This is a genomic window from Ensifer sp. 22460 (genome assembly GCF_052044935.1).
Taxonomy (GTDB): domain Bacteria; phylum Pseudomonadota; class Alphaproteobacteria; order Rhizobiales; family Rhizobiaceae; genus Ensifer.
In genome coordinates, this window is the sequence record NZ_JBQENZ010000005.1 from 50008 (window position 1) to 75804 (window position 25797).

Sequence of the window (25797 nt, forward strand, 5' to 3'; positions counted from 1 at the left end):
TTAGACGCCGAGATAGCGGTCCTGAAGTGCCGGTGTCAGCGCTGCCGGCGATCCTTCGAACACGGTCGCACCCTTTTCCAGGACGAAGCAGCGGTCGGCGACGGGCAGCAGTTCCGAAAGCGTCTTGTCGACGACGAGGATCGATTGGCCGACGGCCTTCAGCGTGCGGATCGCCGACCAGATGTCCTGCCGAATGACCGGCGCAAGGCCCTCTGTTGCCTCGTCGAGAATGAGCAGGCTGGGATTGGTCATCAGCGCCCGGCCGATGGCAAGCATCTGCTGCTCGCCGCCCGAAAGCGTGTTGGCATATTGGTCGCGTCGTTCGCCGAGGCGGGGAAAGAGGGAGACCACCTTCTCGAAGGTCCACTCGCTGCCGCGGGCCGTGGCAACCAAGTTCTCCATGACGGTGAGATTGGGGAAGCAGCGCCGCCCTTCGGGCACGAGGCCGAGGCCGAGTCTCGCTATCCGGTGCGGTCGCATGCCGAAGATCGCCTTGCCGGCGAAGCTGATCGCGCCGGAGCGCGGGCGCACGAGGCCGAGGATCGAATTGATCGTCGTCGTCTTGCCCATGCCGTTGCGGCCCATGAGCGCGACGACCTCGCCCTCCCGCACATCGAGATTGACGCCGAAGAGCGCCTGCGATGCGCCGTAGAAGGTTTCGAGGCCTTTCAGTTCGAGCATCACGCGGCTTCTCCCAAATAGGCGCGGCGAACGTCCGGATCGCTGCGGATTTCATCGACCGTGCCTGTTGCGATGATGCGGCCATAAACGAGCACGGAAATGCGATCCGCAAGCGCAAAGACCGCGTCCATGTCGTGTTCCACCAGCAGCATCGGCGCTTCATGGCGCAAGCCGTCGAGGAACGTCGTCAGCCGCTTGGAACCCTCCGGCCCCATGCCGGCCATCGGTTCATCGAAGAGAAACGCCTTCGGCGAAAGCGCCAGCGCGATGGCGATTTCGAGCTGCCGGCGTTCGCCATGCGAAAGTTCGGCCGCCGGTATGTGAGCGCGCGCGGCGAGGTCGACCCGCTCGAGCATCGCCATCGCCGGTTCGGTCAGGTCCCTATCGTTCGTAACCTGGCGGAAGAAGCGGAAGCTGCTGCCTTGCCGCGCCTGCACCGCCAGCATGACGTTGCGAAGCGCTGAGAACTCCTGCGCCAGCGACGAAATCTGGAAGCTGCGTGCAAGGCCGAGCCTCGCGCGGGCTGCCATGTCGAGCCCGCCGATATCCTCGCCGAGAAAGCCGATGGTGCCGCTGTCGGCCTTGAGCGAACCGGCGATCTGGTGGATCAGCGTGCTTTTTCCGGCACCGTTCGGACCGATCAGCGCATGGATTTGCCCCGGGCGAAGCTCGAGGCTGACCCCGTCGGTCGCCTTGAGGGCGCCGAAGGATTTGCGGAGATCGCGGATTTCGAGAACAGGCTCAGACATGGCGCGGCTTTCCGGAGAGCAGCCCCAGCAATCCGCCGCGGGCAAAGAGCACGATGCCGAGCAGGATGAGGCCGAGGAAGAACTGCCAGCGCTCGGTGATCCCCCCGAGCACATATTCGAAGAAGACGAAGATCATCGCGCCGGCGACGGGGCCGAACAGCCGGCCCTTGCCGCCGAGGATGATCAGCACGATCAGTTCACCCGACATGTGCCACGACAGCATGGAGGGCCCGACGAAGCGATTGAGATCGGCATAGAGCGCGCCGGCAAATCCGGTGATCATCGCCGAGGCGCCAAAGGCGACGAGCCGGATGTTGAAGGGCGCGATGCCGACGGCGGCAAGGCGGATTCCATTCTGTCTCGCCGCCTGCAGCGCGCTGCCGAAGCGCGAACCCTCGACCACGCGGAACAGGAGAAGTGCGGCCATGAGTGCAGCGTAGCAAATGAGGAAATAGGGCAGGGGCTTGGCGGTGTTGACGCCGGGAAAGGCGTTGCGCATCGCCATCGACAGGCCATCTTCGCCGCCATAGGCCGGCCAGGAGATCGCGAAATAATAGATCATCTGCGCGAAGGCGAGCGTGATCATGATGAAATAGACGCCTGATGTGCGCAGGCTGATCGCGCCGATCGGCAGCGCGATGAGGCCGGCGACCGCCACGGCCGCTATCCAGATGAGCGGCATCGACGTTGTCGCCGGAATGCCGGCAAACAGCGGCTCGCCATTGAAGGCGTGGGTGGCGAGGATGCCGGCGACATAGCCGCCGAGGCCGAAGAAGGCTGCGTGGCCGAAGGACAGCAGCCCGCCGAGCCCGAGCGCCAGGTTGAGGCCGACGGCGGCAAGCGCCAGGACGACGACGCGGGTCGCGAGCGTCACATAGAAGGGTTCGCCCATGCCGGCGGCCAGAAGCGGTGCGCAGAGAAGCAGAAGGGCAAGCAGCAGGTTGACGGTGGTTTCGCGGCTCATCTTGACCTCACGACTGTGCCGCAAACAGGCCGCTCGGCCTGAAGGCGAGGATGAGGGCCATGACCACATAGATCAGCATCGAGGCGAGCGCCGCGCCAATCGTAGTCGCCTGCGATGCGGGCATGGTGAGCGCCAGAACCGAGGGGAGCAGGAAGCGGCCCATCGTGTCGACAACGCCGACAATCACCGCGCCGACGAGCGCGCCCTTGATGGAGCCGATGCCGCCGATAACGATGACGACGAAGGCGAGGATGAGCACTGGCTCGCCCATTCCGACCTGCACGGACTGCAGCGCACCGACGAGGGCGCCAGCAAGCCCGGCGAGTGCTGCGCCAAGCGCAAAGACGACCGTGTAGAGCGTGCCGATGTCGACACCGAGCGCGCCGATCATCTCGCGGTCGGATTCGCCGGCGCGGATGCGCATGCCGAGCCGCGTCCTGGCGATCAGCAGATAGAGACCAATGGCCACGGCGATGCCGACGCCGATGATCGCCAGGCGATAGAGCTGGTATTGGCCGCCGCCCGGGAGCGGCACTGCGCCCTGAAGCAAAGGCGGTATGTCGAGATAGAGCGGGAAGGAGCCAAAGAGCCAGCGCGCGCCCTCGGACAGGATCAGGATCAGTGCGAAGGTGGCGAGCACCTGATCGAGATGATCGCGGTCGTAGAGCCTTCGGATGACGGCGACCTCGATGATCGCACCGACGCCGGCGGCGGCCGCAAGGCTGGCGATCAATCCGATCCAGAAGGAGCCGGTCGCGGCAGCGACGGTCGCGCAGGCGAAGGCGCCGATCATGTAGAGCGAGCCGTGGGCAAGGTTGATCAGGCCCATGACCCCGAAAATCAGGGTCAGGCCGGCGGCCATCAGAAACAGCATCACACCGAGCTGGAGCCCGTTGAGCAGTTGTTCGATCAGGAGTGCGGTGAACAAGAGGTCGGTCCAAGCTTGATGTCGGGATGACGCGGGTCATCGACCAGACGCCGGCACGATGCCGATCGCCTGGGCGATATCAGGTGCAAGGCATTATATGCCGCACTTATCGGCGTAGGCGTCCTTGTGGTCTTCGAAGGCGGTGGCGATGATCTTGTTGGTCAGGACGCCATCGTCTTCCTTCACCACCTCACGAACGTAGATGTTCTGGATCGGGTGGTTGTTGTTGTTGAAGGTGAACTTGCCGCGCACCGACTTGAAATCGGCCGCCTTGAGTGCGGCGCGGAAGGCGTCCTTGTCCTTGACATCAGCCTTCGACAGCGCGGCGAGGATCAGGTTTGCCGTATCCCAGCTTTGTGCGGCGTAGATCGAGGGCAGGCGCTTGTACTCGGCCTTGAAGGCTTCGACGAACTTCTTGTTGGCTTCGTTGTCGAGGTCCTTGGACCAGGTCGCTGAGTTCTTGACGCCAAGGGCGGCGTCGCCGATCGCCGGCAGGACGTCCTGGCTGAAGGAGAAGCCCGGGCCCATGACCGGGATGTTCACGCCCGACTGCGCATATTGCTTCATGAAGGCGATGCCCATGCCGCCGGGCAGGAAGAAATAGACTGTGTCGGCGCCGGAGGCGCGGATCTGGGCGATTTCGGCGGCATAGTCCGTCTGTCCGACCTGGGTGTAGATCTCGCCGGCAAGAGCGCCCTTGTAGTAGCGCTTGAAGCCGGTCAGCGCGTCCTTGCCGGCCGGATAGTTGGGCGCTAGGATGAAGGCGTTCTTGTAGTCCTTGTTGGCGTATTGCCCCATCGCCTCATGGAAATTGTCGTTCTGGTAGGCGACGTTGAAATAGTTCGGGTTGCAGTTCGCACCGGCCAGTGCCGAAGGACCGGCATTCGGTGAGAGATAGATCACGTCCTGCGCGACCGCGTTCGGCACGACCGCCATCGCGAGATTCGACCAGATGATGCCCGTCATCAGGTCGACTTTGTCGCCCTGGATCATCTTTTCGGCGATCTGCACCGCAAGTTCCGGCTTCTGGGCATCGTCCTCGATCACCAGCTCCACGTCCTTGTTGCCCGATTGCTTGATCGCCAGCGTGAATGCGTCGCGCATGTCGATGCCAAGGCCCGCGCCGCCGCCCGAAAGCGTGGTGATGACGCCGATCTTCACCGGCTCGGCATGGGCAAGGCTCGACGTCGCAAGCGAGAGGCCAAAAAGGCTCGCTGCCAGAATGCGGTTCATGCTGTTCTCCTCTTTATAGGTTCCCTTATGAGTTGTGTTCTATCAGAGACCCGTGCGCACGTGCCAGAGCTCGGGAAAGAGTTCCACTTCAAGCATCTTCTTAAGATAGGACGCGCCGGATGTTCCCCCGGTTCCGCGCTTCATGCCGATGATGCGCTCCACGGTCGTGACGTGATTGAAGCGCCATCGGCGAAAGTAGTCCTCGAAATCGACCAGTTTCTCGGCGAGTTCGTAGAGCATCCAGTAGCGCTCGGGATCGCGGTAGACGGTCTGCCAGGCGGCAAAGACCTTGTCGCTTTCCGTGCGCGTTTCGCGCCAGTCGCTTCGCTGCGCCTCCTCGCCGACATCGAAGCCGTTGCGCGAAAGCAGCCGGATCGCTTCGTCGTAGAGCGACGGCGCGGCCAGGATCGCCTCGAGCTTCTCCATGATGTCGGGACGGTGCGCATGCGGCCCGAGCATGGAGGCGTTGCGATTGCCCGCAAGGAACTCGATCGCTCGGTATTGCCACGACTGGAAGCCGGAGGATTGGCCGAGCGATTCGCGGAACGTGGTGTATTCGCTGGGCGTCATCGTGCGCAGCACGTCCCAGGCGCTATTCAGCTGCTCGAAGATGCGCGCCACGCGCGTCAGCATCTTGAAGGCGGGTTCCAGCCGGTCGTCGCGGATCGAGCGGACTGCTGCGTTGATCTCGTGCAGCGCGAGCTTCATCCAGAGTTCCGACGTCTGATGCTGGATGATGAACAGCATCTCGTCGTGGGCCTTGGAAAGCGGCTCCTGTGCGTCCAGCACCTTCTCCAGCATGAGATAGTCGCTGTAGGACATGCGTCCCTTGAACGACATCTGGGCGCCTTCTTTCGAAGGATCGTATGATTTGCTCATGTTCTTAGTTCTCCGACCGCAATCGGAACCGCTGGATCTTGCCCGTGGCTGTTTTCGGCAGGCTGTCCAGGAACTTTACCGATCGCGGATATTTGTAAGGCGCGATCGTCGCCTTCACATGATCCTGCAAGCGCTTGATCGTCGCGTCGTCGGCTGAGACGCCCGAAATCAGCACGACATAGGCTTCGACGATCTGGCCGCGCTCCGCATCGGGCGCTCCGACGACGGCGCATTCCGCGACTTCCGGGTGCGAGATCAACGCCGCCTCGACCTCGGGGCCGGCGATGTTGTAGCCGGCCGTTACGATCATGTCGTCCGAGCGGGCGGCGAAATGGAAGAAGCCGTCTTCGTCCTGATAGAAGGCGTCGCCGGTCAGGTTCCAGCCGTCGCGGACATAATCGCGCTGGCGGGCGTCCGCCATATAGCGGCAGCCGGTCGGGCCGCGCACCGCGAGCTTGCCGACCGTACCGCGAGGGACCTCCCGCATCTCGTCATCGACGATCCGGGCTTCGTAGCCACCGACCGGCTTGCCGGTCGAGGCGGCCTTGCGGTCTTCGAAGCGGTTGGAAATGAAGATATGCAGCATCTCTGTCGCGCCGATCCCGTCGAGGATCGGCTTGCCGGTTTTTTCCGTCCACTCCTCGAAGACGGGCCCCGGCAGCGTTTCGCCCGCCGAGATCGCTACCCGGAGCGACGAAAGGTCAGCACCGTTGTCCATCGCCTTCATCATCGCCCGATAGGCGGTCGGAGCGGTAAACGAGATCGTTGCTTTGTACTTCTCGATGATCTCCACCATGTTGGCGGGCGTCGCGTGCTCGAGCAGCGTTGCCGCCGCGCCGAAACGCAAGGGGAAGATGGCAAGGCCGCCGAGACCGAAGGTGAAGGCGAGCGGCGGTGAGCCGACGAAGACATCGTCGGGTGTCACCCCGAGCACCTCCCTGGCATAGCCGTCGGCAATAACAAGGAGATCGCGATGGAAGTGCATGGTTGCCTTCGGGACCCCTGTCGTGCCCGAGGTGAAACCGAGAAGGGCGACGTCGTCACGACCGGTGTGTACCGCTTCGAAGACCACAGACTTGTCGAGCGCAATGCGGTCGAGTTCGGCGTCGTGGTTTGCTGTCCCGTCGAAGCCGACGACCTGCTTCAGGTAGCGACTGTCCTTGGCGCAGGCGATCATCTCGTCCATCAGGCGGGTATCGCAAAGCGTCAGGCTGACCTCTGCCTTGTCGACGATCTTGGTCAGTTCGCCGGCTCTGAGCATCGGCATGGTGTTGACGACCACGGCGCCGGCCTTGGTGGCCGCCAGCCAACAGGCGACCATGGCCGGATTGTTGGCCGAGCGGATGAGCACACGGTGGCCAGGCTTCACGCCGTAGTTTTCGACGAGGGCATGGGCGAGCCTGTTCGTCCAGTCGGACAGCTCCTTGTAGGTTCGCCGGCGCCCGTTGCCGATCAGCGCGGTATGGTCGCCAAAACCCTTTGCGACCATGGCATCCGTCAATTCGACGGCGGCGTTGAGATGGTCCGGGTAGTCGAAGCCTTCGAGACGGAATTCCGGCCATTCTTCCGGTGGCGGCAGATGGTCGCGTGTGAACGTATCGACGTGCGAAGTCGGTCCAAGCATATGGCGGCTGTTCCCTTGTTCAGTTTCTGCCCGTTGCCCAGGCATTTTCAAAGCCGGCTAAAGTTCTGGTCGTCGCGCGGAGCCCTGCCGTGCGAACGGATCGCCAAGCCTCGCCGCATCGTCGCCGATGGGGGCATGCCGTCGCCAGGGCGACTCCAGTGATCGTGATGGGCACAGCGAGACCTCCACTTCTCGGCTGAACATGGGGCAGCATCGCACCAGTCCAAAATTATTTCAAGCCTAAAGTTTTTTTTGAATGACGCATTGCGTTTCTTGATGGGGCAGGCGATTTCTATGCGTGGGAAGATATCGAAGGGAGGATTGCATCGATGCTGGAACACCGTGTTTCCGATTGGAACAACGCCTATGCCAATGGCGTGAACATTGCGCGGGGCGACCGGTGGCCGCAGGCATGGGTTGGGCCGGCGGAGGCATTCCGCAATGCGCTTTCGGCATCAGGGCTGGCGAAACTCGACCTTGCCTATGGCGAGCGATCCAGAAATCGCATGGACCTTTTCTTCCCCGATGGCCCGGCGAAAGGCCTGGTCGTCTTCGTGCACGGTGGGTTCTGGCTGCAGCTCGACAAGACCTTCTGGTCGCATCTCGCCGCAGGCGCTGTCGCCAGCGGTTACGCCGTCGCCATGCCGTCCTACACGCTCTGCCCGGAGATCCGCATCACCGGGATCGTCGAGGAGGTCGCGGCCGCAATCGGTGAGGCGGCAAAGCTGGTCGAAGGGCCGCTGATGCTGACCGGCCATTCGGCTGGCGGCCATCTCGTCAGCCGGATGATCACGGCGACCGCGCCGCTCTCGCCGGATGTCCAGGAACGCGTCCGCAACGTCGTCTCGATCTCGGGCGTGCACGATCTGCGACCGATTATGTCGACCGGGATGAACGAGAAGCTTTCGATCGATGAGGCGGAGGCTCTTTCGCAAAGCCCGGCGCTGCTGCGGCCGATGCGGGATGCCCGCATCACCTGCTGGGTCGGTGGCGGCGAGCGCGCCGAATTCCTGCGCCAGAATGCCCTGCTTGCCAATATCTGGACGGGACTGGGTGCAACCACGACCGCCATCGTCGAACCGGACAGGCACCACTTCAATGTCATCGACGGCCTTGCCGACGCCGGGCATCCGTTGACGCGAACCCTGCTTTCGATGTGAAGCGCTGTGCCAGACCAAGGGCGGGTGGTTGCGAAATCCGGGTCACCCTGCTCGCTCTCCCTCGCCATGTCACCGGGGAGCGCCATAACACCCTAGGGTTATTGGCATAGCCCTCGGTTTCCCCGACGCTTCCAGTCTGTTCGTTGGAGGAGGGGAACATGACACAAAACATTAAACTCGATCGAACCCTTGGTCTGTGGTCCGTGGTGCTGTTCGGGCTTGCCTATATGACGCCGATGATCGTGTTCGGCACGTTCGGGGCGCTGGCCTCGGCAAGCCAGGGCACGACGGCGATGGCCTATTTCATCGCGGCGCTTGCGATTTTCCTGACGGCCGCGAGCTACGGGATCATGGCGAAGGTCTATCCGGTCGCCGGATCCGCCTACACCTACGCCCGCAAGTCGCTGAATTCCGGTGCGGGCTTCCTCGTCGGCTGGGCCGTCCTGCTCGACTATTTCTTCCTGCCGATGGTTATCTGGCTGATCGGTGCCGCCTATCTGGGCTCCGCCTTCCCGGCCGTTCCGGCCTGGCTGTGGATCGTCGGCTTCATTGTGCTGACGACGGCCGTAAACGTCATCGGCATCGCTTTCGCCAACCGGGTGAACGTCGTGCTGATGCTGGTGCAGCTCATCGTGCTGATCGCGTTCGTCGTACTGGCAGGGCGCTATGTCGTTGCCATCAATGGCGTCGGTGGGCTTGCGTCGGTACGGCCATTCTTTGAAGCGAATGTACCGTTCAGTGCTTCCGTCGCCGGTGCGGCAATCGCGGCCTATTCTTTCCTGGGCTTCGATGCCGTCTCAACCCTGACGGAAGAGACGCGTGACCCAACCCGCACGATGCCGAAGGCGATCATGATCATCGCGGTGATCGGCGGGATCATCTTCACGGGTTCGGCCTATGTGACGCAGCTCGCCCATCCCGGCGGCGCGTTCACCTCCGTCGATTCCGCCGCCACGGAAATCGCTCTGATGATCGGCGGCGATATCTTCGTGACCCTGTTCCTCGCAACGCTCGTGGTTGCCCAGTTCACCTCGGGGCTTGCGGCACAGGCGAGCGTCGGTCGGCTGCTTTTCGCCATGGGCCGCGACGGCGTGTTGCCGATGGGGATCTTCGGCAAGCTGCATGAGAAATGGCGCACGCCGGTGTTCAACCTCGTGCTCGTCGGCATCGTCGGCCTGCTTGCGCTCACACTCGACGTGACGACCTCGACGTCCTTCATCAATTTCGGCGCGTTCCTCGCCTTCACCGCCGTCAATGTCTCGGTGATCGCGCTCTATCTGCAGGGCAATGCAATCGTGCGGCCGCTCGGCGCGCTGCTCGGGCTTGTCGTGCCGGCCGTCGGTGCGGTCTGTGACCTGTTCCTGCTATGGAATCTCGATGGCCACGCCAAGCTTCTGGGTATCATCTGGCTGGCCATTGGGGTGTGCTATCTCGCCTACCTCACCCGGTTCTTCCAGTCAGCGCCGCCGGAAGTGGAGTTCGTCGAATGATCAGCGGCGGCTGAGGAAGAGATGGAAGAGCTCCGCCTGACTGGAAATGGAGAGCTTGGCATAGGCCTGGCGACGATGGACCTTGACCGTATTCGGCGAGAGGCCGAGCGTGGCGGCGATGGAGTAGGTCGAGTGACCCTTGAGGATCAGGGTCACGATCTCCAGCTCCCGTTTCGAGAGCAACGGGTGGCTGATCGTCGCTGCGGCATCATCCTCCTCGCGGGGCGGGTCGAACCGCGCGCGCCAGTGCCGTTCGGCCAGCGCCCGCACGATCGGCGCAGCACTTTCCAGCCGGACGAGGTCACGGCGGGAGAAGCCGGGCACGTCGCCGATGCGCGAGAGCGACAGCACGGCATCGACATGCGGAAGCTTCAAAATGAAGCCGATCTCGTCGACGATGCCGGTCGCCTGGTAGTGGCGGCGGAAGTATTCCGTCTCGGTGAAACGGTCCGGCGCCAACCGTCGCATCACCAGGACGCCGCCGTCGAGTTTTGCGTTGCGGACGGCATCGTAGAACGGGTCGAGGATATAGGCGCCGTCAAGGTAGTGATCGACGATGGTGACGCGGTCGCCGATGATGCGCTCGTTATGGAGATCGAAGGCCTTGCCGCCTGGCGAATAGGCAAAGCCGTTCATCATCTCGAAGGCGACGAGTTGCCGAAGCGCGCGCTCCAGGGTTTCCGGGAAACCGGGCTCGCCGAGGTTTTCCACGGCCTCTGCGAGCCCGGCGTTCCAAGCATCGATATAGGCGCTCGCCCCACCGGATCTTGCTGCCACGTCCATTCCCCACCTGTCGAAGAAAAGACCTAGCATGGAGTCCGCAGTCATGCAGACGATTTCTCGCGCCTTTGCGCCCACGCATCCGCTCGACCTGCCCGCAACCGAGATCGCTGCCGGGATCCGCGCCCGCCATTTTTCGGCTGAAGCGGTCGTTGCCGAATCGCTCCGCCGCGCGAAAGTCGTCAATCAGACGCTGAACGCATTCACGCTGCTGCGGGAGGAGGCCGCAATCGCATCGGCGCGGGCGGCTGACGAACGCGTCGCAACGGGTGGCGACACGCCCGCTCTTCTCGGCGTCCCCTTCGCCGCCAAGGACCTGACACCGACCAAGGGCGATCTCACCACGCTCGGCTCGTGGACGCGTGGGAATTGGATTCCAACGGAGACGGCGCTGTGCATCGAGCGGCTGGAGGCAGCCGGCGCGATCCTGATCGGCAAGACGACGACGCCGGAATTCGCCCATTCCAGTTTCACGTCGAGCCCACGCTGGGGCGTGACCCGCAACCCCTGGAACCCGGAGCGAACTTCCGGCGGCTCCTCCGGCGGATCGGCGGTCGCCGTCGCGACCGGCGTGGTTCCCTTCGCCGAAGGCACGGACATGGGCGGGTCGGTGCGCATTCCCGCAGCACTTTCGGGCGTCGTCGGCCTCAAACCCAGCCTTGGGCGAATTCCCATGACGATCCTGCCGAGCGTCTTCGACAACATATCCCATTTCGGCCCGCTGGCGCGGACCGTTGGCGACGCCATCGCCTTCATGGCCGCAACTGCCGGCCCGGATGATGCGGATATCGCCTCGTTGCCGCTCTCCTTCGCGGCCGACCGGGCAAGAGCAGGCTCACTTGTGGGCCGACGCTTCGCCCTTTCGCTGGATCTTGGCTACTACAGCGTCGATGCCTCCGTGCAAGCCGCGATCCTTGCGGCGGTCGACCAGCTTCGTGCAGCCGGCGCCACGGTGGAACCGGTGGACATCGGCTGGTCGCGCGCCGTCAACGACCAATGGTACGATCTCTGGTGCGTGTTCATGGCGGCATTTTTCGGCAACGCGATCGATGGCTACCGCGAGCGCATGGACCCGATCGTGGTCGAGCTCATCGAACGCGGGCTTGGTATGAATGCTACAGTCTACAAACGAGTGGAACTGCTCCGGACTGCGATGTGGCGTGATCTCGCCACGATCCTCGCCCGCTACGATGCGCTGCTCTGCCCGACTTGCGCGGTCACGGCCCCCTCGGCTGACGCGGACGACAACGACTACATTGCCGATACGCCGGACGGGCGCTTTCGCGGGCTGGACATGACCTGCCCGTTCAACCTGCTGCCGCAGTGTCCAGCCCTGTCGGTGCCTGTCGGTCTCGCCAATGATGGCCTCCCAGTCGGCCTGCAGATCGTCGGCCGCCGCTATGCCGATGAAGAGGTGCTGTCGCTTGGCGGCGCCATCGAGAGCGTGTTACAGGCTTCGGGTTTTGGGGGCGGCCGGGCGGTGCGGTGGCGCTGGTAACGTGTGCGCCGCCTACGATCGGCAAGCTCCGCCCCTCAAAGCAGCAGGAGCTTCTTCAGCACCGAAACGACTTCCACGGCTTGCTTTTCGGCAATGTCTCATCGGGCGCCGGACTGGAAATAGTCAAATAAAATCAATTGTTTGATTGTTGTTGCGCCGGCGTGCTCCACGAATGCGAAGCTCGGTATCGAAGAGTCCGCCGATCGCGCGAGGGGCGGTGACCTCGCACTGACCGGCTAGTGAGCCACACAATGACTTGGTGTCAGCGAATGAAGATCAGCGCCATGCCGAGGACGACGAGGGCAGCACCGGCCCAGGCGCCGGCGGCAGGCCGTTCGCCCGTCCTCAGCCACAGCATCGGCAGGATCATGACCGGCGAGGTCGCGGACAATGTCGATACGATGCCCACCTTGCCGCCCGAGAGCGCGTAGAGCAGCAGCGTCATCCCCATGCCAAGAGCGAGGACCCCGGTCAACGCGGTCATCGCGGCAACCTTCAGGGTCAGCGGCGCCCTCGGCTTGACCGATGGAATGGGCAGCTGGATCAGGATGCTCAGGCAGAAGGCCGCAATCCCGACGCGCAGCATGGAGGCGACAAAAGGATCGATGCCGGCAGCCATGACCGGTCGCACGATGATCGAGCCGATCGCCTGGCCGGTGGCGGCGCCGAGCCCAAGCAAGACGCCGATCCAAAGCGGCCCCTTGACCTTTTCCCATTCATGCATCTGCGCTCGGCGCTTGCCGAAGAGAATGGCGAGGAACACGCCGGTGGCCGTCAGCGCGATGCCTCCAACCGCGGTTGGTGACAGCGCTTCGCCAAGCACCAGCCAGCCGAGCAAGGCGGCGATCGGCGCGTTGAGGGCGAAGAGGATGCCGGAGCGGCGCGGACCGAGCCGGTTGAGCGCGGCAAAGAGCAGCGTGTCACCGATGAAAATGCCGATCAAGCCGGACAAAAGCAGCGGCGTGACGCTTGTCGCATCCAGCTCACGCCAGGCCCCGGTGGCGAGCACATAGATTGCCAGAAGTCCCGTGACGAAGATCTGCCGAAGGCGGTTGAAGGCGGGCGCGCCGAGATAGCCGGCCGGTCCGGCCGAGATCAACCCCGTCAGGGCCCAGCAGGTCGCGGCCCCCAGCGCGGCGAGTTCATGAATTGGCATGATATTCCGATCGGTAGACTGCGGCCCCGAAGGAGCTCTCCTCGGCCTTCGTTAAAGCTTGAGCGAGCGGCATCCGTCCAGCGCTTTTTCAGTCGCATCAACAGGGCGTTGCGTGCCGGGCGGCAGACGGTGCAACAGCGCTCATCATGGTCGTCTTCTGCCCACATGCGATATGTCCAAGGGGCCACGCGCCGACGTTGATTCCGAATGAATTTTTCAGCACTTTTCGCCAGGCGATTGGAACGACTGAAGCCGGCTGCCGTTAGGTTGGACATCAAAGGAATCCGCCATGAAAAAGCTCCTGGTTGCCCTGCTGGTCTTCGGCGCGCTCGCGGCCGCTGGCGGCCTGAGCCTCGGCTATCTGTCGCGACGGGAGGCAACGGTGCCGATTGAAAAGACCTACGGTCCCGATCCGATTCTGGTCGAACCAAGGGTGGAGCTCGTGCCATCCGTCAGTGTCGCGGAAGCCACGCCCTGGCCTGCAGGCATGATGCCATCGGCCGCGCCAGGCCTTGCCGCTAAGGAATTTGCGGGCGGCTTCGATCATCCCCGCTGGCTTCACGTGCTGCCGAATGGCGATGTGCTGGTCGCAGAAAGCAACGCGCCACCCCAACCCGACCCCGGCTTTTCGGTGCGGGCCTTTGCTGCTCAGCTCATCCAAGGCAGGGCCGGCGCCCGAAGTGAGAGCGCCAATCGCATATCGTTGTTGCGCGACGCGGACGGTGACGGCGTGGCGGAAACGAAAACGCCCTTCATCACCGGGCTCAATTCGCCGTTCGGCATGACATTGGTTGGCGGCAAGCTCTACGTTGCCAATGCCGATGCGATCGTGGCCTTCCCCTATCAGGAAAGCGCGACCGAGATTACGGCGCCCGCAGAGAAGATCGTCGACCTACCGGCGGGCCGCAACCACCACTGGACGAAGGACGTCATCGCCAGCCCGGACGGGACCAAGCTTTACGTCACGGTCGGCTCCAATTCCAACGTCGGCGAAAACGGCATGGAGGAGGAAAGGGGACGCGCCGCCGTGCACGAGATCGACCTTTCCACCCGGCAGATGCGGCCGTTCGCATCCGGACTTCGCAATCCCAACGGCCTCTCATGGCAGCCGGATAGCGGTGAGCTATGGGTTGCCGTCAACGAGCGCGACGAACTCGGGCCCGATCTCGTTCCCGATTACATGACCTCGGTCAAGGACGGCGCCTTCTACGGCTGGCCCTATAGCTGGTACGGGCAGCATGTCGACGAGCGGGTGAAGCCGCAGAAACCCGAACTGGTGGCGCGCGCGATCAAGCCGGACTATGCGCTCGGCCCCCACACCGCCTCGCTCGGCCTGACCTTCAACACCGGCGACCTGTTCGGCCCGGAGATGAAGAACGGCGCCTTCGTAGGCCAGCATGGCTCGTGGAACCGGATCCCGCGCAGCGGCTACAAGGTCATCTTCGTGCCTTTCAGCAACGGCAAGCCGTCCGGCCCGCCGCGGGATATCCTGACGGGTTTCCTGACCGGCGACGGCAAGGCGCTCGGCCGTCCGGTCGGCGTCGCCATCGCCCGTGATGGCGCGCTGCTTGTTGCCGACGATGCCGGCAACAAGGTGTGGCGGGTCGCCCCCATGCGGTGAGCGATCCCGCGGCTTAGGGGTCACTGGGGCATTTGTGCAACTATTTGGTTGTGTATCTGTCTGCGATCCCGATACTTGCAACCAAGTCGTTGCACGAAAGGAAAGCGTCATGAGCTCATTCGATCGTATCGAGAAGGCAATTCTGTTGCGCGCGCCCGTCGAGCGCGTCTGGCGGGCGATAACCGATGTCTCGGAATTCGGGCAGTGGTTCGGCGTAAAGCTGAACGAGCCTTTTGCTCCGGGGCGGGCGATAACCGGCTCCTTTAAGGGAGAGTTCAACGCGCAGGATATCGCCAAGTACCAGGCTTCGATCGGTCTGGAGCCGGCGCCGATCCGCCAGCCCGAACCAAATGCCGTTTTTTGCACCGTCGAGGAAATGGATGCGCCACGGCTTTTCAGCTTTCGCTGGATCCCCTACGGCCTCGATGCCGAATGCGATCCCGCGCGGGAACCGACGACCCTCGTGGAATTCCGGCTGGAAGCGGTTGCCGGTGACACACGGCTGACCGTCACGGAATCCGGCTTCAAAGGCGTGCAGGCGCATCGGCGCAAGCGCGCATTTCTCATGAATGATGGTGGCTGGAGCGCCCAGATTGAAAACATCAAGCGCCATGTCGAACACGTCTGAGCGAGAACTGGCGGGCGTCTTCGCCGCACTCGGCGATGCGACCCGCCTTGCGCTGGTCACGCGGCTTTTGGCGGTCGGTGCCCTGACGGCAACCGCGCTGTCCGAGGGGCAGGCAATCACCCGGCAGGCGATCGTGAAGCACCTGCAGGTGTTGGTAGCGGCAAGGCTGGTGGTGCATGAGCGTCACGGCAAGGAGGTCCTCTACGCGGTCGATCCGCGCCGTCTCGAAGAGGCGCGCGCGTTCCTGACGGCAATCGCTGCGGGTTGGGACAAGGCGCTTGGCCGGCTCAAGTCGCTTGTCGAGGCGCCGTGACGCGAGACACGCAACCGCGCTGGGCCGCTCGGATCAAAGTGCGTGCCCGCCGGCAACCCGGATGACCTGGCCGGTGATCCAATCGGACGCGTCGCTCAGAAGAAGCAGCACTGCGCCTGCGGCACGATGGTTGCCGACGGCCTTAGCCGTGGATACTTTTTCGCGGATGGAGCGCCTGCCGACATGCGCGGCGAGCGCCTTGCCTCGGTGCGCGAAGCCTATATCGCGCCGATCAAGGTCGAGAGCCCCACTCGAGTGGCTCCTCGCACTTGCCCGTGATCGGTCCAATCGACCGCTCCAGCAGGCTTGAAATCGAAACGCCCCGCTACAGTTGTTTCCTTTTGGTCAACGGACGTGGAACCAATTTCACAAGCGGATTCGTGATCGCAGTCTTTAGCGGTGGTCCCCGTAGATCGCTCACCGGGACCCGGAGTGCAGACATGAGGCAGAGTTCGTCCGGCGTCGATAGCACCTGGATCAAGAAGGCGGATGAACTGGCGGCTCTGTTTCAGTTCACGGATGCGCTCTATCGTGCCAATTCGCTGGCCGACATTTTCGATGCCACGTTCGATGCGATTGAGCGAGCGTTGCGCTGCCGCCGCGCCTCTATCTTACTTTTCGACTCTGCGGGGGTGATGCGTTTCGTCGCTTCACGCGGGCTCTCCGAAGGCTATCGCCGGGCCGTCGACGGTCACTCGCCGTGGAGGCCCGGCGACCGAGAAGCCACCCCGATCTTCGTCAGCGACATAGAGCTTGCCGAAGAGCCCAGGTCGCTCAAAGACACCATAAGGGGCGAGGGGATTCGTGCGCTCGCCTTCATTCCCTTGACCGCCAACGGCGTGGTCATTGGAAAGTTCATGACCTATCGCGAAGTGGTGCACGTCTTCACGGAGGAGGAGGCCGTCCTTTCCCTGACGATCGCTCGGCAACTGGGCTTCAGCATCGAGCGCAGACGGACCGAGGAGGCGCACCAGCGTGCCGAGGAGGGACTTCGCCGCAGCAACGAGCGGCTGCGGATCATCCTCGACAGCGCCAGCGAGTATGCGATCATCACGCTCGACGGTGCCGGACGGATCGCAAGCTGGAACAGCGGCGCCGAACGGCTGCTCGGCTATCGCGACACCGAGATCCTCGGTCAGCCGGGCGGGATTTTCTTCAGCCCGCACGACCGTGCAGCGGCTGTCCCCGAGCAGGAGATGCGAACGGCGCGCGAGGAGGGTCGCGCGACCAACGAACGCTGGCACTATCGCAAGGATGGATCGCGTTTCTGGGGTTCCGGCGTCATGCTTCCCGTCGAGGAGAGCGGACCGGACCGCTATCTCAAGATCTTCAGGGATCGAACTGAGGAGCGCAGAGCACAAAAGCGCCAGAAGCTGCTGATCGGGGAGCTCAACCATCGTGTGAAGAACACGCTGGCAACCGTGCAGTCCCTTGCCGAACAGACGTTGAAGAGTGCCGATAAGGCGGAAGCCTTTGCCGAAGCGTTCAACGGCCGACTGCTTGCTCTTGCCGGGGCACACGACCTGCTGACTCGCGAGGCATGGCAGGCGGTATACCTGAACGACATCGCTCAGGCGGTTCTCGCAGCCTGGATCGAAGACGGGCGCGTGGCTCTCCACGGGCCTGCGATCCGCATCAGCCCGAAACAGGCCCTGCCGCTTTCGATGGCGTTCAACGAATTGCTGACCAATGCGATCAAATACGGTTCTCTATCGAGCCCCGGTGGCCGTGTTGCGCTGTCATGGCAATGTAGAGACGTGTGCACGGTCCGGTGGGAAGAGCGCGGAGGACCACTGGCAAAGCCCCCTCAGCGGCAGGGTTTCGGGCTGCGCGTCCTCAACCGCGGCCTCGCCAACGAACTGGGACACCCCGTCGATCTCCGGTTCGAGCCGGAAGGTGTCACCTGCACGATCGGGATGGACTTCGTCGACGGTGAGCGCGCCGGCATGGATGACAAGGGGGAATGACCATGTCTGGGGTATTGACGGGACGTCGGATACTTGTCGTCGAAGACGAGATGCTGGTGGCCATGTCGATCGAGGACACCTTGGTCGATGCCGGCGGCGAAGTGATTGGTCCTGCGCCAACCGTCGGGCGGGCATTGGGGTTGCTGCAGGGGGAGACGAAAATCGACGCCGTCGTGCTGGACATGAACCTCCAGGGGCACAGCGGGCTCCCGGTCGCGGACGCATGTGATGAAAGATCGATTCCCTTTCTCATATTGAGCGGCTATGGCGACACGGCCCTGAACGGCACGCACCATGCGGCCCCGATCCTTTCCAAGCCCTTCGCGAGTGCGGTGCTGGTGGAGACGCTCAAGACGCTTTTCGGAGGCAACCGCGCGTGACGGGCCCGGGGTCGTACCCGGTTGCTGACACCTGCACCGATTGCGTACAGCCGGGATCAGGAACCGCATTTCATCCCGCGGAGTTTGTTCGTTGGACCCAAATGCGTTGGGTGGCCCAATGTGCCGAGTGGATCGTGATCATGAACGCGGAACGCTGGATTCATATTTGCGTCGACATGCAGCGAATGTTCAACGAGGAGACGCCGTGGCAGGTGGATTGGATGGCGACGATCTCCGACCAGGTGGTGGAGGTCGCTAGCCGCTTTCCGGATCGCACCATCTTCACTCGGTTCGTCCCGCCACATTCGCCGGCGGAAATGCCGGGCATGTGGCGGCCCTACTACGAAAAATGGCCGATGATGACCGCGACGCGGCTCGATCCGGGCTTGATCAATCTCCTTCCTCCCTTGCAGCGTCTGGTGCCGCCCGCCCGTGTTCTCGACAAGCGCACCTATTCGCCCTGGTTAAGCGGCAAGCTGGAAAGCCTGCTCGCTCATCAGGATATCGGAACGATCGTGGTGACCGGCGGCGAAACGGATATCTGCGTCCTGGCGACCGCGCTCGGAGCGATCGATCTTGGCTACCGGGTGATCCTGTTGAAGGATGCGGTCTGCAGCTCGGTCGATCAGACGCACAATGCCGCGCTCGACCTTCTCGGCAATCGCTTCTCGGTTCAGCTGGAGATCGCAACGACCGATGAGTGGCTTGCGCAGGCGCGGGCTTAGGCGCGGCCCATTCGGGAACCTTTGCGCGCCACCTTGTACGCCGCCCTTCAAGCCATGCTTGGTTCCCTGTCTTGCGATGCCCGGCTGGCCATCAGACCCATGAGACCGACGCCGATGATCGCTGCCGCATAGATGTCGGTCGTGAGCTGGTAGCCCACCGCCTTCGCCAGGAAGCCGGCCAGAATTGCCGGCAGGCTGAACGCCAGATAGCTCTGGATGTAGATGGTAGACAGCAGCCCGGCGCGCTCGCCGGCTTTTGCCAGCGGCATGACCGAGCCGAGCGTGGCGAGGAAGCTCGTGCCGAAACCCATGCCGGTGAGAAGCGTGCCGACGATCAGGACGGGCACATAGGCGAGATGCGTTCCGGCGACCACGGTCAGCATGCCGAAGGTCGTGCTCAAGACGCCGAAGGTCAGGTTTGCCTGAGGGTTGCGGGCACGACGAAGGAAGACGCCGAACGCGCCGGCGGCCATCAGCGCCGCGACCACGGCGCCTCCGGTGAGCGGGTTCTTGTTTCCCGTGGTGGCGGCGACAAGCGAGGGGACGAGCGAGAGGTAAAAACCGCCAAGCGCCCAGTTCGCGATATTTACGGGGGTGACGAGCGCCAGCGGCCGCCTGGCGCGCTGCGGAATGGCGATCCGCGGCATGAGCGAGGACAGCGCTCCGGGACGACGCGCGCCGGTTTCAGGGGTCAGCCAGATCGCCGCCGCCTGGACTATGAAGCCGACGAACAGCAGCACATAGATGAGATGCAGCGGAAGGGGGCCGTACTGGATCAGCGCGCTGGTGCCGAGCGCCCCGACCGCCAGGCCGATCAAAGGTGCGAGCGAGTTGACCAGCTGTCCCCTGACGTGATCGACATCGACCAGCGCCGCGCCGATCGAAGCGCCGGCAACGCCGGTCGCAAGACCCTGCACGATGCGTGCGGCGATCAGCCAGCCGGTTCCGTCGGCAAGGACGAACAGGGCCATCGCTGCCATCTCGACGAGCAGCGCTGCGAAAATCACCGGCTTGCGCCCGAGATGATCCGAGATCGAACCGGCGATCAGCAATGCCACGAGAAGTGCGAAGGCATAGACCGCGAAAATAACGGTCATCTCCACCGGGCTGGCGGCGAAGTTCTCCTGGTAGAAGCGGTAGAGCGGGGTTGGGGCCGAGGAGGCGCCGAAGAATGTCGCGAGCGTGACGGCGTAGAAGGCAATGGGACTTGCCGGGCGAGCGCTCTCTCTGGATTCGGAGGATGAAGACATCTATATAACCCTTAAAGCTAAATCGTTGCGTTTGGCAGATTTAGGTATGCTTCGCGCTAAAAGCAAATAATTTGCTTTTATGTTGTTGTGAGAATTTCTGAAGAATCGGCCGCACGGCCGAAGAAAGACGGGGTTGGAGCGAATGGCGACAAAGGAAAGCCCGCGGCCGGGCGGACGAAGCGCCCGGGTTCAGGCATCGGTTCACAAGGCCGTGCAGACCTTGCTGGCGACGCTCGAGCGTGCCGAGGTCACAGTTCCGCTGATCGCGGCGGAAGCGGGTGTCACGCCTTCGACCATCTATCGCCGCTGGGGCGACCTGCAGGAACTGCTCGCAGACGTCGCGGTCGAGCGGCTGCGTCCCGACATGGTGCCGGTAGACACCGGAAGTTTTGGCCGTGACTTGATGGCCTGGGCCGAACAATATGCCGAGGAAATGTCCTCGGGGCCGGGTCGCGAAATGATCCGTGACGTGCTTGCGGCGCAGGATGGCAGCGGCGCCTACCAGTGCTGCAACTTCACCAGACAGCAAATCGAAGTGATCGCCGAACGCGCCGAGGAGCGTGGTGAGGTCTTTCCGGATGTTGAGACCGTCATGGACGGCGTCGTCGCGCCGATCATGTATCGGATCCTCTTTGGTGGTGCGCCGGACGCGGCGCACGTCGAGCGTCTGGTGACGGCATCGCTGGCATCAAAGCCGGCGCCTTGAGGCGTAGTTGCTTCCAAGAAGCATAACACCCGCATCCCGCGTAGGTCTTGTGAGGATCCCGCAACCGGAACCTAAACCCGTTCCCGGGGTTGGAACACCTGCTCAACAAGTCTTGGAGGATGCGAGATGAGACCGTTCCACAAAAGTTCCCTTCTGGCTGGCCTTACGACTATTGTGATCTTGGCCGCCGGCGGCGTTTCGGCCGAAACCCTGAAGTTCAAGGCGGACATGACGGGATCGGGTGAGGTGCCGCCGAACGAAAGCGCGGGCAAGGGCACAGGCGAGATCACCCTCGATACGACGACGAAGAAGGTGACCTGGACGGTGACCGCCGATGGCCTGTCGGGGGATGCGACCGCCGCCCATTTCCACGGTCCGGCAGCCGCGGGCGAAAATGCCGATCCGGTCGTCGACATCTCGACCTCGATGAAATCTGGTTCTGCCGAGCTTACCGATCAGCAGCTCGCAGATTTGCAAGGCGGAAAGTGGTACCTCAACATCCACACGGCGAAATTCCCCGACGGCGAGATTCGCGGCCAGGTGGAGAAGGCACAGTAGACGCTGGCGGTCTTCTACTTCACTGCGCCATGGGCCAGTCCGCTGACCAGATAGCGCTGCATGAACAGCGCGATCAGGTAGACCGGGGCGATGCCCGCGAGCGAGGCTGCGGCCATCTGGCCGAAATTCACCAGCCTGTCGCCCTGGAAAAGAGAAATGCCGACCGGCAGCGTTCGCGTGGCATCGGAGAAGGTGAAGGCCGAGGCGAAGAGGAACTCGTTGTAGGCGAGCACCGTGACGATGATGAAGGTCGCCACGATGCCGGGCGCAATGATTGGCACCACGATCTGTAGCAGAATGCGTAGCGGCCCCGCTCCGTCGATGGCGGCCGCCTGCTCGATCTCGAGCGGCATCCGGCGCAGGAACGGTGTCAGCAGCCAGAAGGCGACGGGCACGTTGGCAAGCCCGTAGATCAGAACCAGGCCAGCGCGTGTGTCGAGCAGGCCGCTCGTCTTCAAGAGGAAGAACAGCGGGATCAGTGCGACGATCGGCGGCGCCATGTAGCTTGAGAGCGTCACGTCCGAAAGCCATTTGCCGCCGATCTTCAACCGCAGGACCGCGTAGGCCGACGGCAGCGTGAGCGCTATGGTGAGCAACCCCGCAAGCAGCGACACGGTCACGGAATTCACGATGAAACCGATGACATTGGCTGCCTCGAAGGCCGCCGGCCAGTTGGCAAGGGTCGGCGCCGTCGGCCAGAAGGAGCCGTTCAGCACGTCGTCCTTCGTCTTCAGGGAAACGGCGATCAGATAGAGGATGGGCAAAGCGAAGAAGCCGACGATCGGCGCCGTTGCCAGACCCAGCCAGAGATGCTGTGCGGCCAACCTCATATCTCGCGCCTTTCGAAATGCTGATGCAGGCGCACGACCGGCAAAGTCGCCAGACCGATGACCAGCGCATAGACGATCGTCTCGGCCGCCGCCCGACCGACATCGAACTGCTCGATCGCCCGCCTGTAGATTGAAAATCCGGCCGATGTCGTCGCAAAACCCGGCCCGCCGAAAGTGAGGATGTAGACGAGGTCGAACAGCTTGAACGAGAGGATCAGCTTCAGGAGATAGATCGACGAAAGCGGTGCGGCGACGAGCGGCAGCGTGATGTGCCAGAAGCGCTGCCAGCCATTCGCGCCATCGACGAGCGCAGCCTCGCGCACACCCTCCGGGATGGTCGAAAGCGCTGCGAAGCAGAGGATGACGATGAAGGGCGTCCATTGCCAGAGATCGGCGACGGCGATCGCCAGCCAGGCCAATAGGGGGTGGCCGAGGAAAGAGATCGGCTGGGAGATCACGCCGTAGTTGATCAATGCGCCGTTCAAGAGCCCGCCCGCCGGCGCGAAGATCAGCTTCCAGGCGATGCCGACCATGACGGGCGGCGTCATCAACGGCAGCAGCACAAGGCTCATCAGGAAGCGACCGCCTTTCAGCAGAGACGTAAAAAGCAGCGCGATCAGGAAACCCAGTGCGAGCTGCAGCAGCGACGTCGAGAGCGCGTAGGCGACACTTCTGCCCATTGCCGAAAGGAAGATCGGATCCTGAAGCGCCGTTGCGAAGTGCTTGACGCCGACGAAGCCGCGAAACGGTTTTCCAAGCGTGCTCCTGCTGAAGGCAAGCCCCAGCAGGAAGACTGTCGGGTAGAGCGTGGTGACGGCCAGTGCGAACACGACGGGAGCGATCCACAACGCGCGGCCGAGACGCGCTGCAAGGACGCCTCGTCGCGCGAAATGGCGATCGGTGTCCGGCCCAAGAGCGTCGAGGGTGAAGGCGGTCATGCGGCCTCTGCCAGAGCCGGCCGCGTCGGCCCACTGCCAGCCCGCGTGGCGACCAGCATGTCCTCGATGTCATCGAGGTCACCGGGCGTGAGCGCGACGGTTGCCGCTTCGATCCAGCCGTCGATATGCGTTGGCTGACGTGCCCCAATGATCGCCCCGGTCACACCGGGCCAAGAGAGCGCCCAGGCGGCGGCGATCGCGGCGACTGTCGTCTCGTGCCGCGCGGCGATGGGCCTCAGTCCCTCGGCGAAGGCGAGATTGCGGTGCAGCGCCTCGCCGGAAAATTCCTCGTCGCGCGACCGCCAGTCGTTCGTCGGAAGCGCCCGGGCGCGGGCCGGCGTGAAAGCGCCAGTAAGCAGGCCCGACTGCAGCGGACTATAGGCGATGACGCCGCTGCCATGCGCACGCACCCAGGGCAGGTCGTTCTCGGCGAACGTGCGTTTGATCGCGGAAAAAGGTGGCTGCACCACGTCGACGGGAGCGACCGTGGCAGCGCGCTCCAGCAGCTCCCGGTCATGGTTCGAAAGCCCGATGGCCCGGACCTTGCCCTCTTTCTTGAGGTCGGCAAAGGTTGCCCAATAGTCTTCGACCGGTGTGCCGTCGTTGGTCGGCCAATGCATCTGGTAAAGGTCGATCACCTCGACGCCGAGCCGCTTCAGCGAAGCCTCCACCTCGCGGCGCAGCGATTTGGCATTGCCGATGCGGGCCGGAAGGGCGTTGCGATTGTCCGGATCCCAGACCAGCCCGGCCTTGGTGAAGATCAGCGGGCGCTCGGATTTCGGGATTGTCGAGAGCGCCTCATGAACGATCTCCTCGGAATGACCGAGACCGTAGACCGGTGCCGTGTCGATCCAGTTGATGCCGCGCTCGACCGCATGACGAATAGCTGCAATGGACTGGCTGTCGTCCTGGCTTCCCCAGCCCCATCCCCAATCGGGGCCGCCGATCGCCCAGGCGCCGAAGCCGACGGGGGTGATGTCGAAGCCGGTGCGGCCGAGCCTGCGCTTCGGCAAGGATTTTTCGCTCATGAATCTTTCGCCTTGTTAAGAAAAATGGCGGGGCGGCGCTGGGAGGAAGCGAGCACGCCCCGCAAGCAATCAGCCGTTGGTTTCGATGATTTCGGTCCAGGCCTGGTGGGCATCGGCGATCGCCTGTTCTGCGCTCTTGGTGCCGGCGAGCGCCAGCGCCAGCTCGTCGGTCAGCGCGTTTTCGAGTTTCGGCGCATAGACGGCCGTCGGCCAGGCGAGGCTGTTTTCCAAGGCGCCGTCGTCCAGCAGCGGCTGTACGAGCGGCTGGAACGCCCTAAACTTCTCCGACTTCAGGCCGGACTGGCGGCCCGGGTCGATGCCAGAGCCGGTCAGCGTCAGCAGCTGCTCGTGATAGTCCTTGCTGGTGGCGAGCTTGATCAGGTCCCAGGCGACATCCTTGTTCTTGGATCCGCTGGTGATCGCAAAGCCGAAGCCGGCGTTGAAGGCAAGCCGCGGCGTCTTGTTGCTGCCGCCGGTCGGAATGCGGGCCACGCCCCATTTGTCGACGATCTTTGAGCCCTTGGGATCCTGGGCATAGCCGCCAAGATCGGTCCAGAAATCGATCTGCGCCGCCTTGCCGTTGAGAAAGGCAGGCAGCCCCTCTTCGAAGCGCGTTTCGAGCGGGGTCGGCAACGCGTGAGGCGCTGAAGCAAGCAGCGACTTCAAGGCCTCGACGGCCTCGGTGCTGTCAAGCGCGGAGGTGCCGTCCGGCTTCAGGAAGTTGCCGCCGAAGCCGGTCAGGCGGTTGGCATAGGTCGAGAGGATGATGACCGGGATCTTGGCGCCCAGGACGGCCGCGCCATAGATGCCGTTCTTCGATTCGGCCTCGGTGATCACCTTGGCGTTCTCGTTGTATTCGTCCCAGGTGGAGGGCGCCTTCAGGCCGTAACGGTCGAAGAGTTCGCGGTTGTAGAACAACAGGTGGCTGTCGCCGTCATAGGGCAGGCCATAGCGGCGGCCGTCGTGCAGCGTGTACTGGTCGTAGATGGTCTGGATGAAATCTTCCGGCTGGATCTCGACCTTGTCGCGCTCGATAAGATCGGTGACGTCCTCGATCACGCCGTCCTCGGCAAGCTGACCCTTGTAGGTGTAGAAATAGTCGATGACATCGAACTGGTTGGCACCCGATTGCACGTCGAGCGTCGCCTTGACGCTGACCTGGTCGTAAGGCACCGCCGTGACATTGACCTTGGCGCCGGTCAGCTTCTCGAAGTCCTCGGCGATCTTCTTGCCGGTGACGACATGCGGCTGGATGATCAAAAGGTTGATCGTGCGCCCGGCGTACTTGTTGCCGGAAGCAAGGGCCGTCGACGAGGCAAGTGGGGCGATGAAGGGCAGGGTGCCGGCGGCGGCAAGCGATTTCAGCACGCTGCGGCGGCGATAGGCCTGGCCGAAAATGGAACTGGACATGGGATCCTCCGTCGAGATCTGAGTTCTGGCGCTCGGCGATGGCGCACGCCAATCCGTTGGCCGGTGGCCTGTGCCGTGCGACCTTGCTTCAGCATCATGGGGGAGAAGAGGTCTTTGATATACATATAATACATATATTTTGTGGATTATATGCGAACGATTTTCCTGCGGCGAGCCGCCGGTCGGGGTAGGAATTTCTCAGGCGACCCGATCGTCGCATCAATGTCGTTGGAGAGCCGGAAGGCGCGCCGACCGGTTGGGCGATACGGGAACGGCGCGCGCCAAACCCGTGGAGACGGCA

General features: G+C 63.2%; 26 protein-coding genes. 12 read left to right on the plus strand and 14 right to left on the minus strand.

The window, feature by feature from the left end; all coding sequences use genetic code 11:
- From ACTJKM_RS07700 to ACTJKM_RS07730, 7 genes are all read right to left on the minus strand, one after another.
- The gene (locus tag ACTJKM_RS07700; RefSeq protein WP_058330091.1) at positions 1 to 681 is read right to left on the minus strand and encodes an ABC transporter ATP-binding protein; all 681 of its coding nucleotides are present in this window, start codon (positions 679 to 681) and stop codon (positions 1 to 3) included.
- Positions 681 to 1430, minus strand: a complete 750-nt coding sequence (locus ACTJKM_RS07705) for an ABC transporter ATP-binding protein (RefSeq protein ID WP_440660129.1) — start codon at positions 1428 to 1430, stop codon at positions 681 to 683. Before ACTJKM_RS07705 ends, ACTJKM_RS07700 begins: the two co-directional genes overlap by 1 nt.
- A complete protein-coding gene (locus tag ACTJKM_RS07710; protein WP_440660131.1) occupies positions 1423 to 2394 on the minus strand; it encodes a branched-chain amino acid ABC transporter permease in 972 nt (323 codons plus the stop codon). Before ACTJKM_RS07710 ends, ACTJKM_RS07705 begins: the two co-directional genes overlap by 8 nt.
- A gap of 7 nt (positions 2395 to 2401) precedes the next feature.
- Entirely contained in the window at positions 2402 to 3322 is a 921-nt protein-coding gene (locus ACTJKM_RS07715; RefSeq protein ID WP_058322314.1) for a branched-chain amino acid ABC transporter permease, read from the minus strand.
- A 93-nt stretch (positions 3323 to 3415) separates the two neighbouring features.
- Complete coding sequence (locus tag ACTJKM_RS07720; RefSeq protein ID WP_440660133.1) at positions 3416 to 4555, minus strand: ABC transporter substrate-binding protein; 1140 nt, start codon at positions 4553 to 4555, stop codon at positions 3416 to 3418.
- A 42-nt stretch (positions 4556 to 4597) separates the two neighbouring features.
- Positions 4598 to 5434 (minus strand): tryptophan 2,3-dioxygenase, encoded by an 837-nt coding sequence (kynA, locus tag ACTJKM_RS07725; RefSeq protein WP_058330087.1) that lies wholly within the window; start codon positions 5432 to 5434, stop codon positions 4598 to 4600.
- 4 nt (positions 5435 to 5438) lie between these two features.
- The gene (locus ACTJKM_RS07730; protein ID WP_058330086.1) at positions 5439 to 7058 is read right to left on the minus strand and encodes a benzoate-CoA ligase family protein; all 1620 of its coding nucleotides are present in this window, start codon (positions 7056 to 7058) and stop codon (positions 5439 to 5441) included.
- 329 nt (positions 7059 to 7387) lie between these two features.
- On the opposite strand from ACTJKM_RS07730, the gene ACTJKM_RS07735 reads away from it, so the two are divergent.
- Positions 7388 to 8218, plus strand: coding sequence for an alpha/beta hydrolase (locus ACTJKM_RS07735; protein WP_058330085.1), 831 nt, complete (start codon positions 7388 to 7390; stop codon positions 8216 to 8218).
- A gap of 158 nt (positions 8219 to 8376) precedes the next feature.
- Positions 8377 to 9708 (plus strand): APC family permease, encoded by a 1332-nt coding sequence (locus ACTJKM_RS07740; protein ID WP_058330084.1) that lies wholly within the window; start codon positions 8377 to 8379, stop codon positions 9706 to 9708.
- Here the strand turns inward: ACTJKM_RS07740 and ACTJKM_RS07745 are convergent, their stop codons facing one another.
- Positions 9709 to 10485, minus strand: coding sequence for a helix-turn-helix transcriptional regulator (locus ACTJKM_RS07745; RefSeq protein ID WP_245296308.1), 777 nt, complete (start codon positions 10483 to 10485; stop codon positions 9709 to 9711).
- A gap of 49 nt (positions 10486 to 10534) precedes the next feature.
- Between ACTJKM_RS07745 and ACTJKM_RS07750 the strand changes: the two genes are divergently transcribed.
- Entirely contained in the window at positions 10535 to 11986 is a 1452-nt protein-coding gene (locus ACTJKM_RS07750) for an amidase (RefSeq protein WP_440660135.1), read from the plus strand.
- Between the two features lie 262 nt (positions 11987 to 12248).
- Here ACTJKM_RS07750 and ACTJKM_RS07755 read toward each other — a convergent pair whose 3' ends face one another.
- The gene (locus ACTJKM_RS07755) at positions 12249 to 13142 is read right to left on the minus strand and encodes a DMT family transporter (protein WP_440660137.1); all 894 of its coding nucleotides are present in this window, start codon (positions 13140 to 13142) and stop codon (positions 12249 to 12251) included.
- Positions 13143 to 13431: 289 nt separating this feature from the next.
- On the opposite strand from ACTJKM_RS07755, the gene ACTJKM_RS07760 reads away from it, so the two are divergent.
- The 7 genes from ACTJKM_RS07760 to ACTJKM_RS07790 all read left to right on the plus strand — a co-directional run bounded on the left by ACTJKM_RS07760 (position 13432) and on the right by ACTJKM_RS07790 (position 18776).
- Positions 13432 to 14763 (plus strand): PQQ-dependent sugar dehydrogenase, encoded by a 1332-nt coding sequence (locus ACTJKM_RS07760; protein ID WP_058330081.1) that lies wholly within the window; start codon positions 13432 to 13434, stop codon positions 14761 to 14763.
- A gap of 109 nt (positions 14764 to 14872) precedes the next feature.
- Positions 14873 to 15391, plus strand: coding sequence for an SRPBCC family protein (locus tag ACTJKM_RS07765; RefSeq protein ID WP_113512150.1), 519 nt, complete (start codon positions 14873 to 14875; stop codon positions 15389 to 15391).
- Positions 15375 to 15704: an ArsR/SmtB family transcription factor gene (locus tag ACTJKM_RS07770; protein WP_082663784.1), complete on the plus strand. Its 330-nt coding sequence runs from the start codon at positions 15375 to 15377 to the stop codon at positions 15702 to 15704. The genes ACTJKM_RS07765 and ACTJKM_RS07770 overlap by 17 nt, the downstream gene beginning before the upstream one ends.
- Before the next feature lie 42 nt (positions 15705 to 15746).
- Positions 15747 to 15983 (plus strand): hypothetical protein, encoded by a 237-nt coding sequence (locus ACTJKM_RS07775; RefSeq protein ID WP_058330078.1) that lies wholly within the window; start codon positions 15747 to 15749, stop codon positions 15981 to 15983.
- A gap of 161 nt (positions 15984 to 16144) precedes the next feature.
- Positions 16145 to 17671: a sensor histidine kinase gene (locus tag ACTJKM_RS07780; RefSeq protein ID WP_440660139.1), complete on the plus strand. Its 1527-nt coding sequence runs from the start codon at positions 16145 to 16147 to the stop codon at positions 17669 to 17671.
- Complete coding sequence (locus ACTJKM_RS07785) at positions 17668 to 18051, plus strand: response regulator (RefSeq protein ID WP_082663783.1); 384 nt, start codon at positions 17668 to 17670, stop codon at positions 18049 to 18051. The genes ACTJKM_RS07780 and ACTJKM_RS07785 overlap by 4 nt, the downstream gene beginning before the upstream one ends.
- A gap of 140 nt (positions 18052 to 18191) precedes the next feature.
- The gene (locus ACTJKM_RS07790; RefSeq protein ID WP_058330145.1) at positions 18192 to 18776 is read left to right on the plus strand and encodes a cysteine hydrolase family protein; all 585 of its coding nucleotides are present in this window, start codon (positions 18192 to 18194) and stop codon (positions 18774 to 18776) included.
- 47 nt (positions 18777 to 18823) lie between these two features.
- Here the strand turns inward: ACTJKM_RS07790 and ACTJKM_RS07795 are convergent, their stop codons facing one another.
- Positions 18824 to 20026, minus strand: a complete 1203-nt coding sequence (locus ACTJKM_RS07795) for an MFS transporter (RefSeq protein ID WP_440660141.1) — start codon at positions 20024 to 20026, stop codon at positions 18824 to 18826.
- Between the two features lie 142 nt (positions 20027 to 20168).
- Here ACTJKM_RS07795 and ACTJKM_RS07800 point away from each other — a divergent pair, with 142 nt between their 5' ends.
- Together ACTJKM_RS07800 and ACTJKM_RS07805 are read left to right on the plus strand one after the other, a co-directional pair.
- Complete coding sequence (locus ACTJKM_RS07800; RefSeq protein WP_058330075.1) at positions 20169 to 20732, plus strand: TetR/AcrR family transcriptional regulator; 564 nt, start codon at positions 20169 to 20171, stop codon at positions 20730 to 20732.
- A 126-nt stretch (positions 20733 to 20858) separates the two neighbouring features.
- Positions 20859 to 21290 carry a CHRD domain-containing protein gene (locus ACTJKM_RS07805; RefSeq protein WP_058330074.1) on the plus strand — a complete coding sequence of 144 codons (432 nt, stop codon included), beginning with the start codon at positions 20859 to 20861 and terminating at the stop codon, positions 21288 to 21290.
- A gap of 14 nt (positions 21291 to 21304) precedes the next feature.
- On the opposite strand, the gene ACTJKM_RS07810 is transcribed toward ACTJKM_RS07805, so the two are convergent.
- The 4 genes from ACTJKM_RS07810 to ACTJKM_RS07825 all read right to left on the minus strand — a co-directional run bounded on the left by ACTJKM_RS07810 (position 21305) and on the right by ACTJKM_RS07825 (position 25496).
- Entirely contained in the window at positions 21305 to 22120 is an 816-nt protein-coding gene (locus ACTJKM_RS07810; protein WP_058330073.1) for a carbohydrate ABC transporter permease, read from the minus strand.
- Positions 22117 to 23058, minus strand: a complete 942-nt coding sequence (locus tag ACTJKM_RS07815; RefSeq protein WP_113512146.1) for a carbohydrate ABC transporter permease — start codon at positions 23056 to 23058, stop codon at positions 22117 to 22119. Before ACTJKM_RS07815 ends, ACTJKM_RS07810 begins: the two co-directional genes overlap by 4 nt.
- Positions 23055 to 24086 carry an aldo/keto reductase gene (locus tag ACTJKM_RS07820; RefSeq protein ID WP_440635812.1) on the minus strand — a complete coding sequence of 344 codons (1032 nt, stop codon included), beginning with the start codon at positions 24084 to 24086 and terminating at the stop codon, positions 23055 to 23057. Before ACTJKM_RS07820 ends, ACTJKM_RS07815 begins: the two co-directional genes overlap by 4 nt.
- Positions 24087 to 24155: 69 nt before the next feature.
- Entirely contained in the window at positions 24156 to 25496 is a 1341-nt protein-coding gene (locus tag ACTJKM_RS07825; protein WP_058330070.1) for an ABC transporter substrate-binding protein, read from the minus strand.
- Between the last annotated feature and the right edge of the window lie 301 nt (positions 25497 to 25797).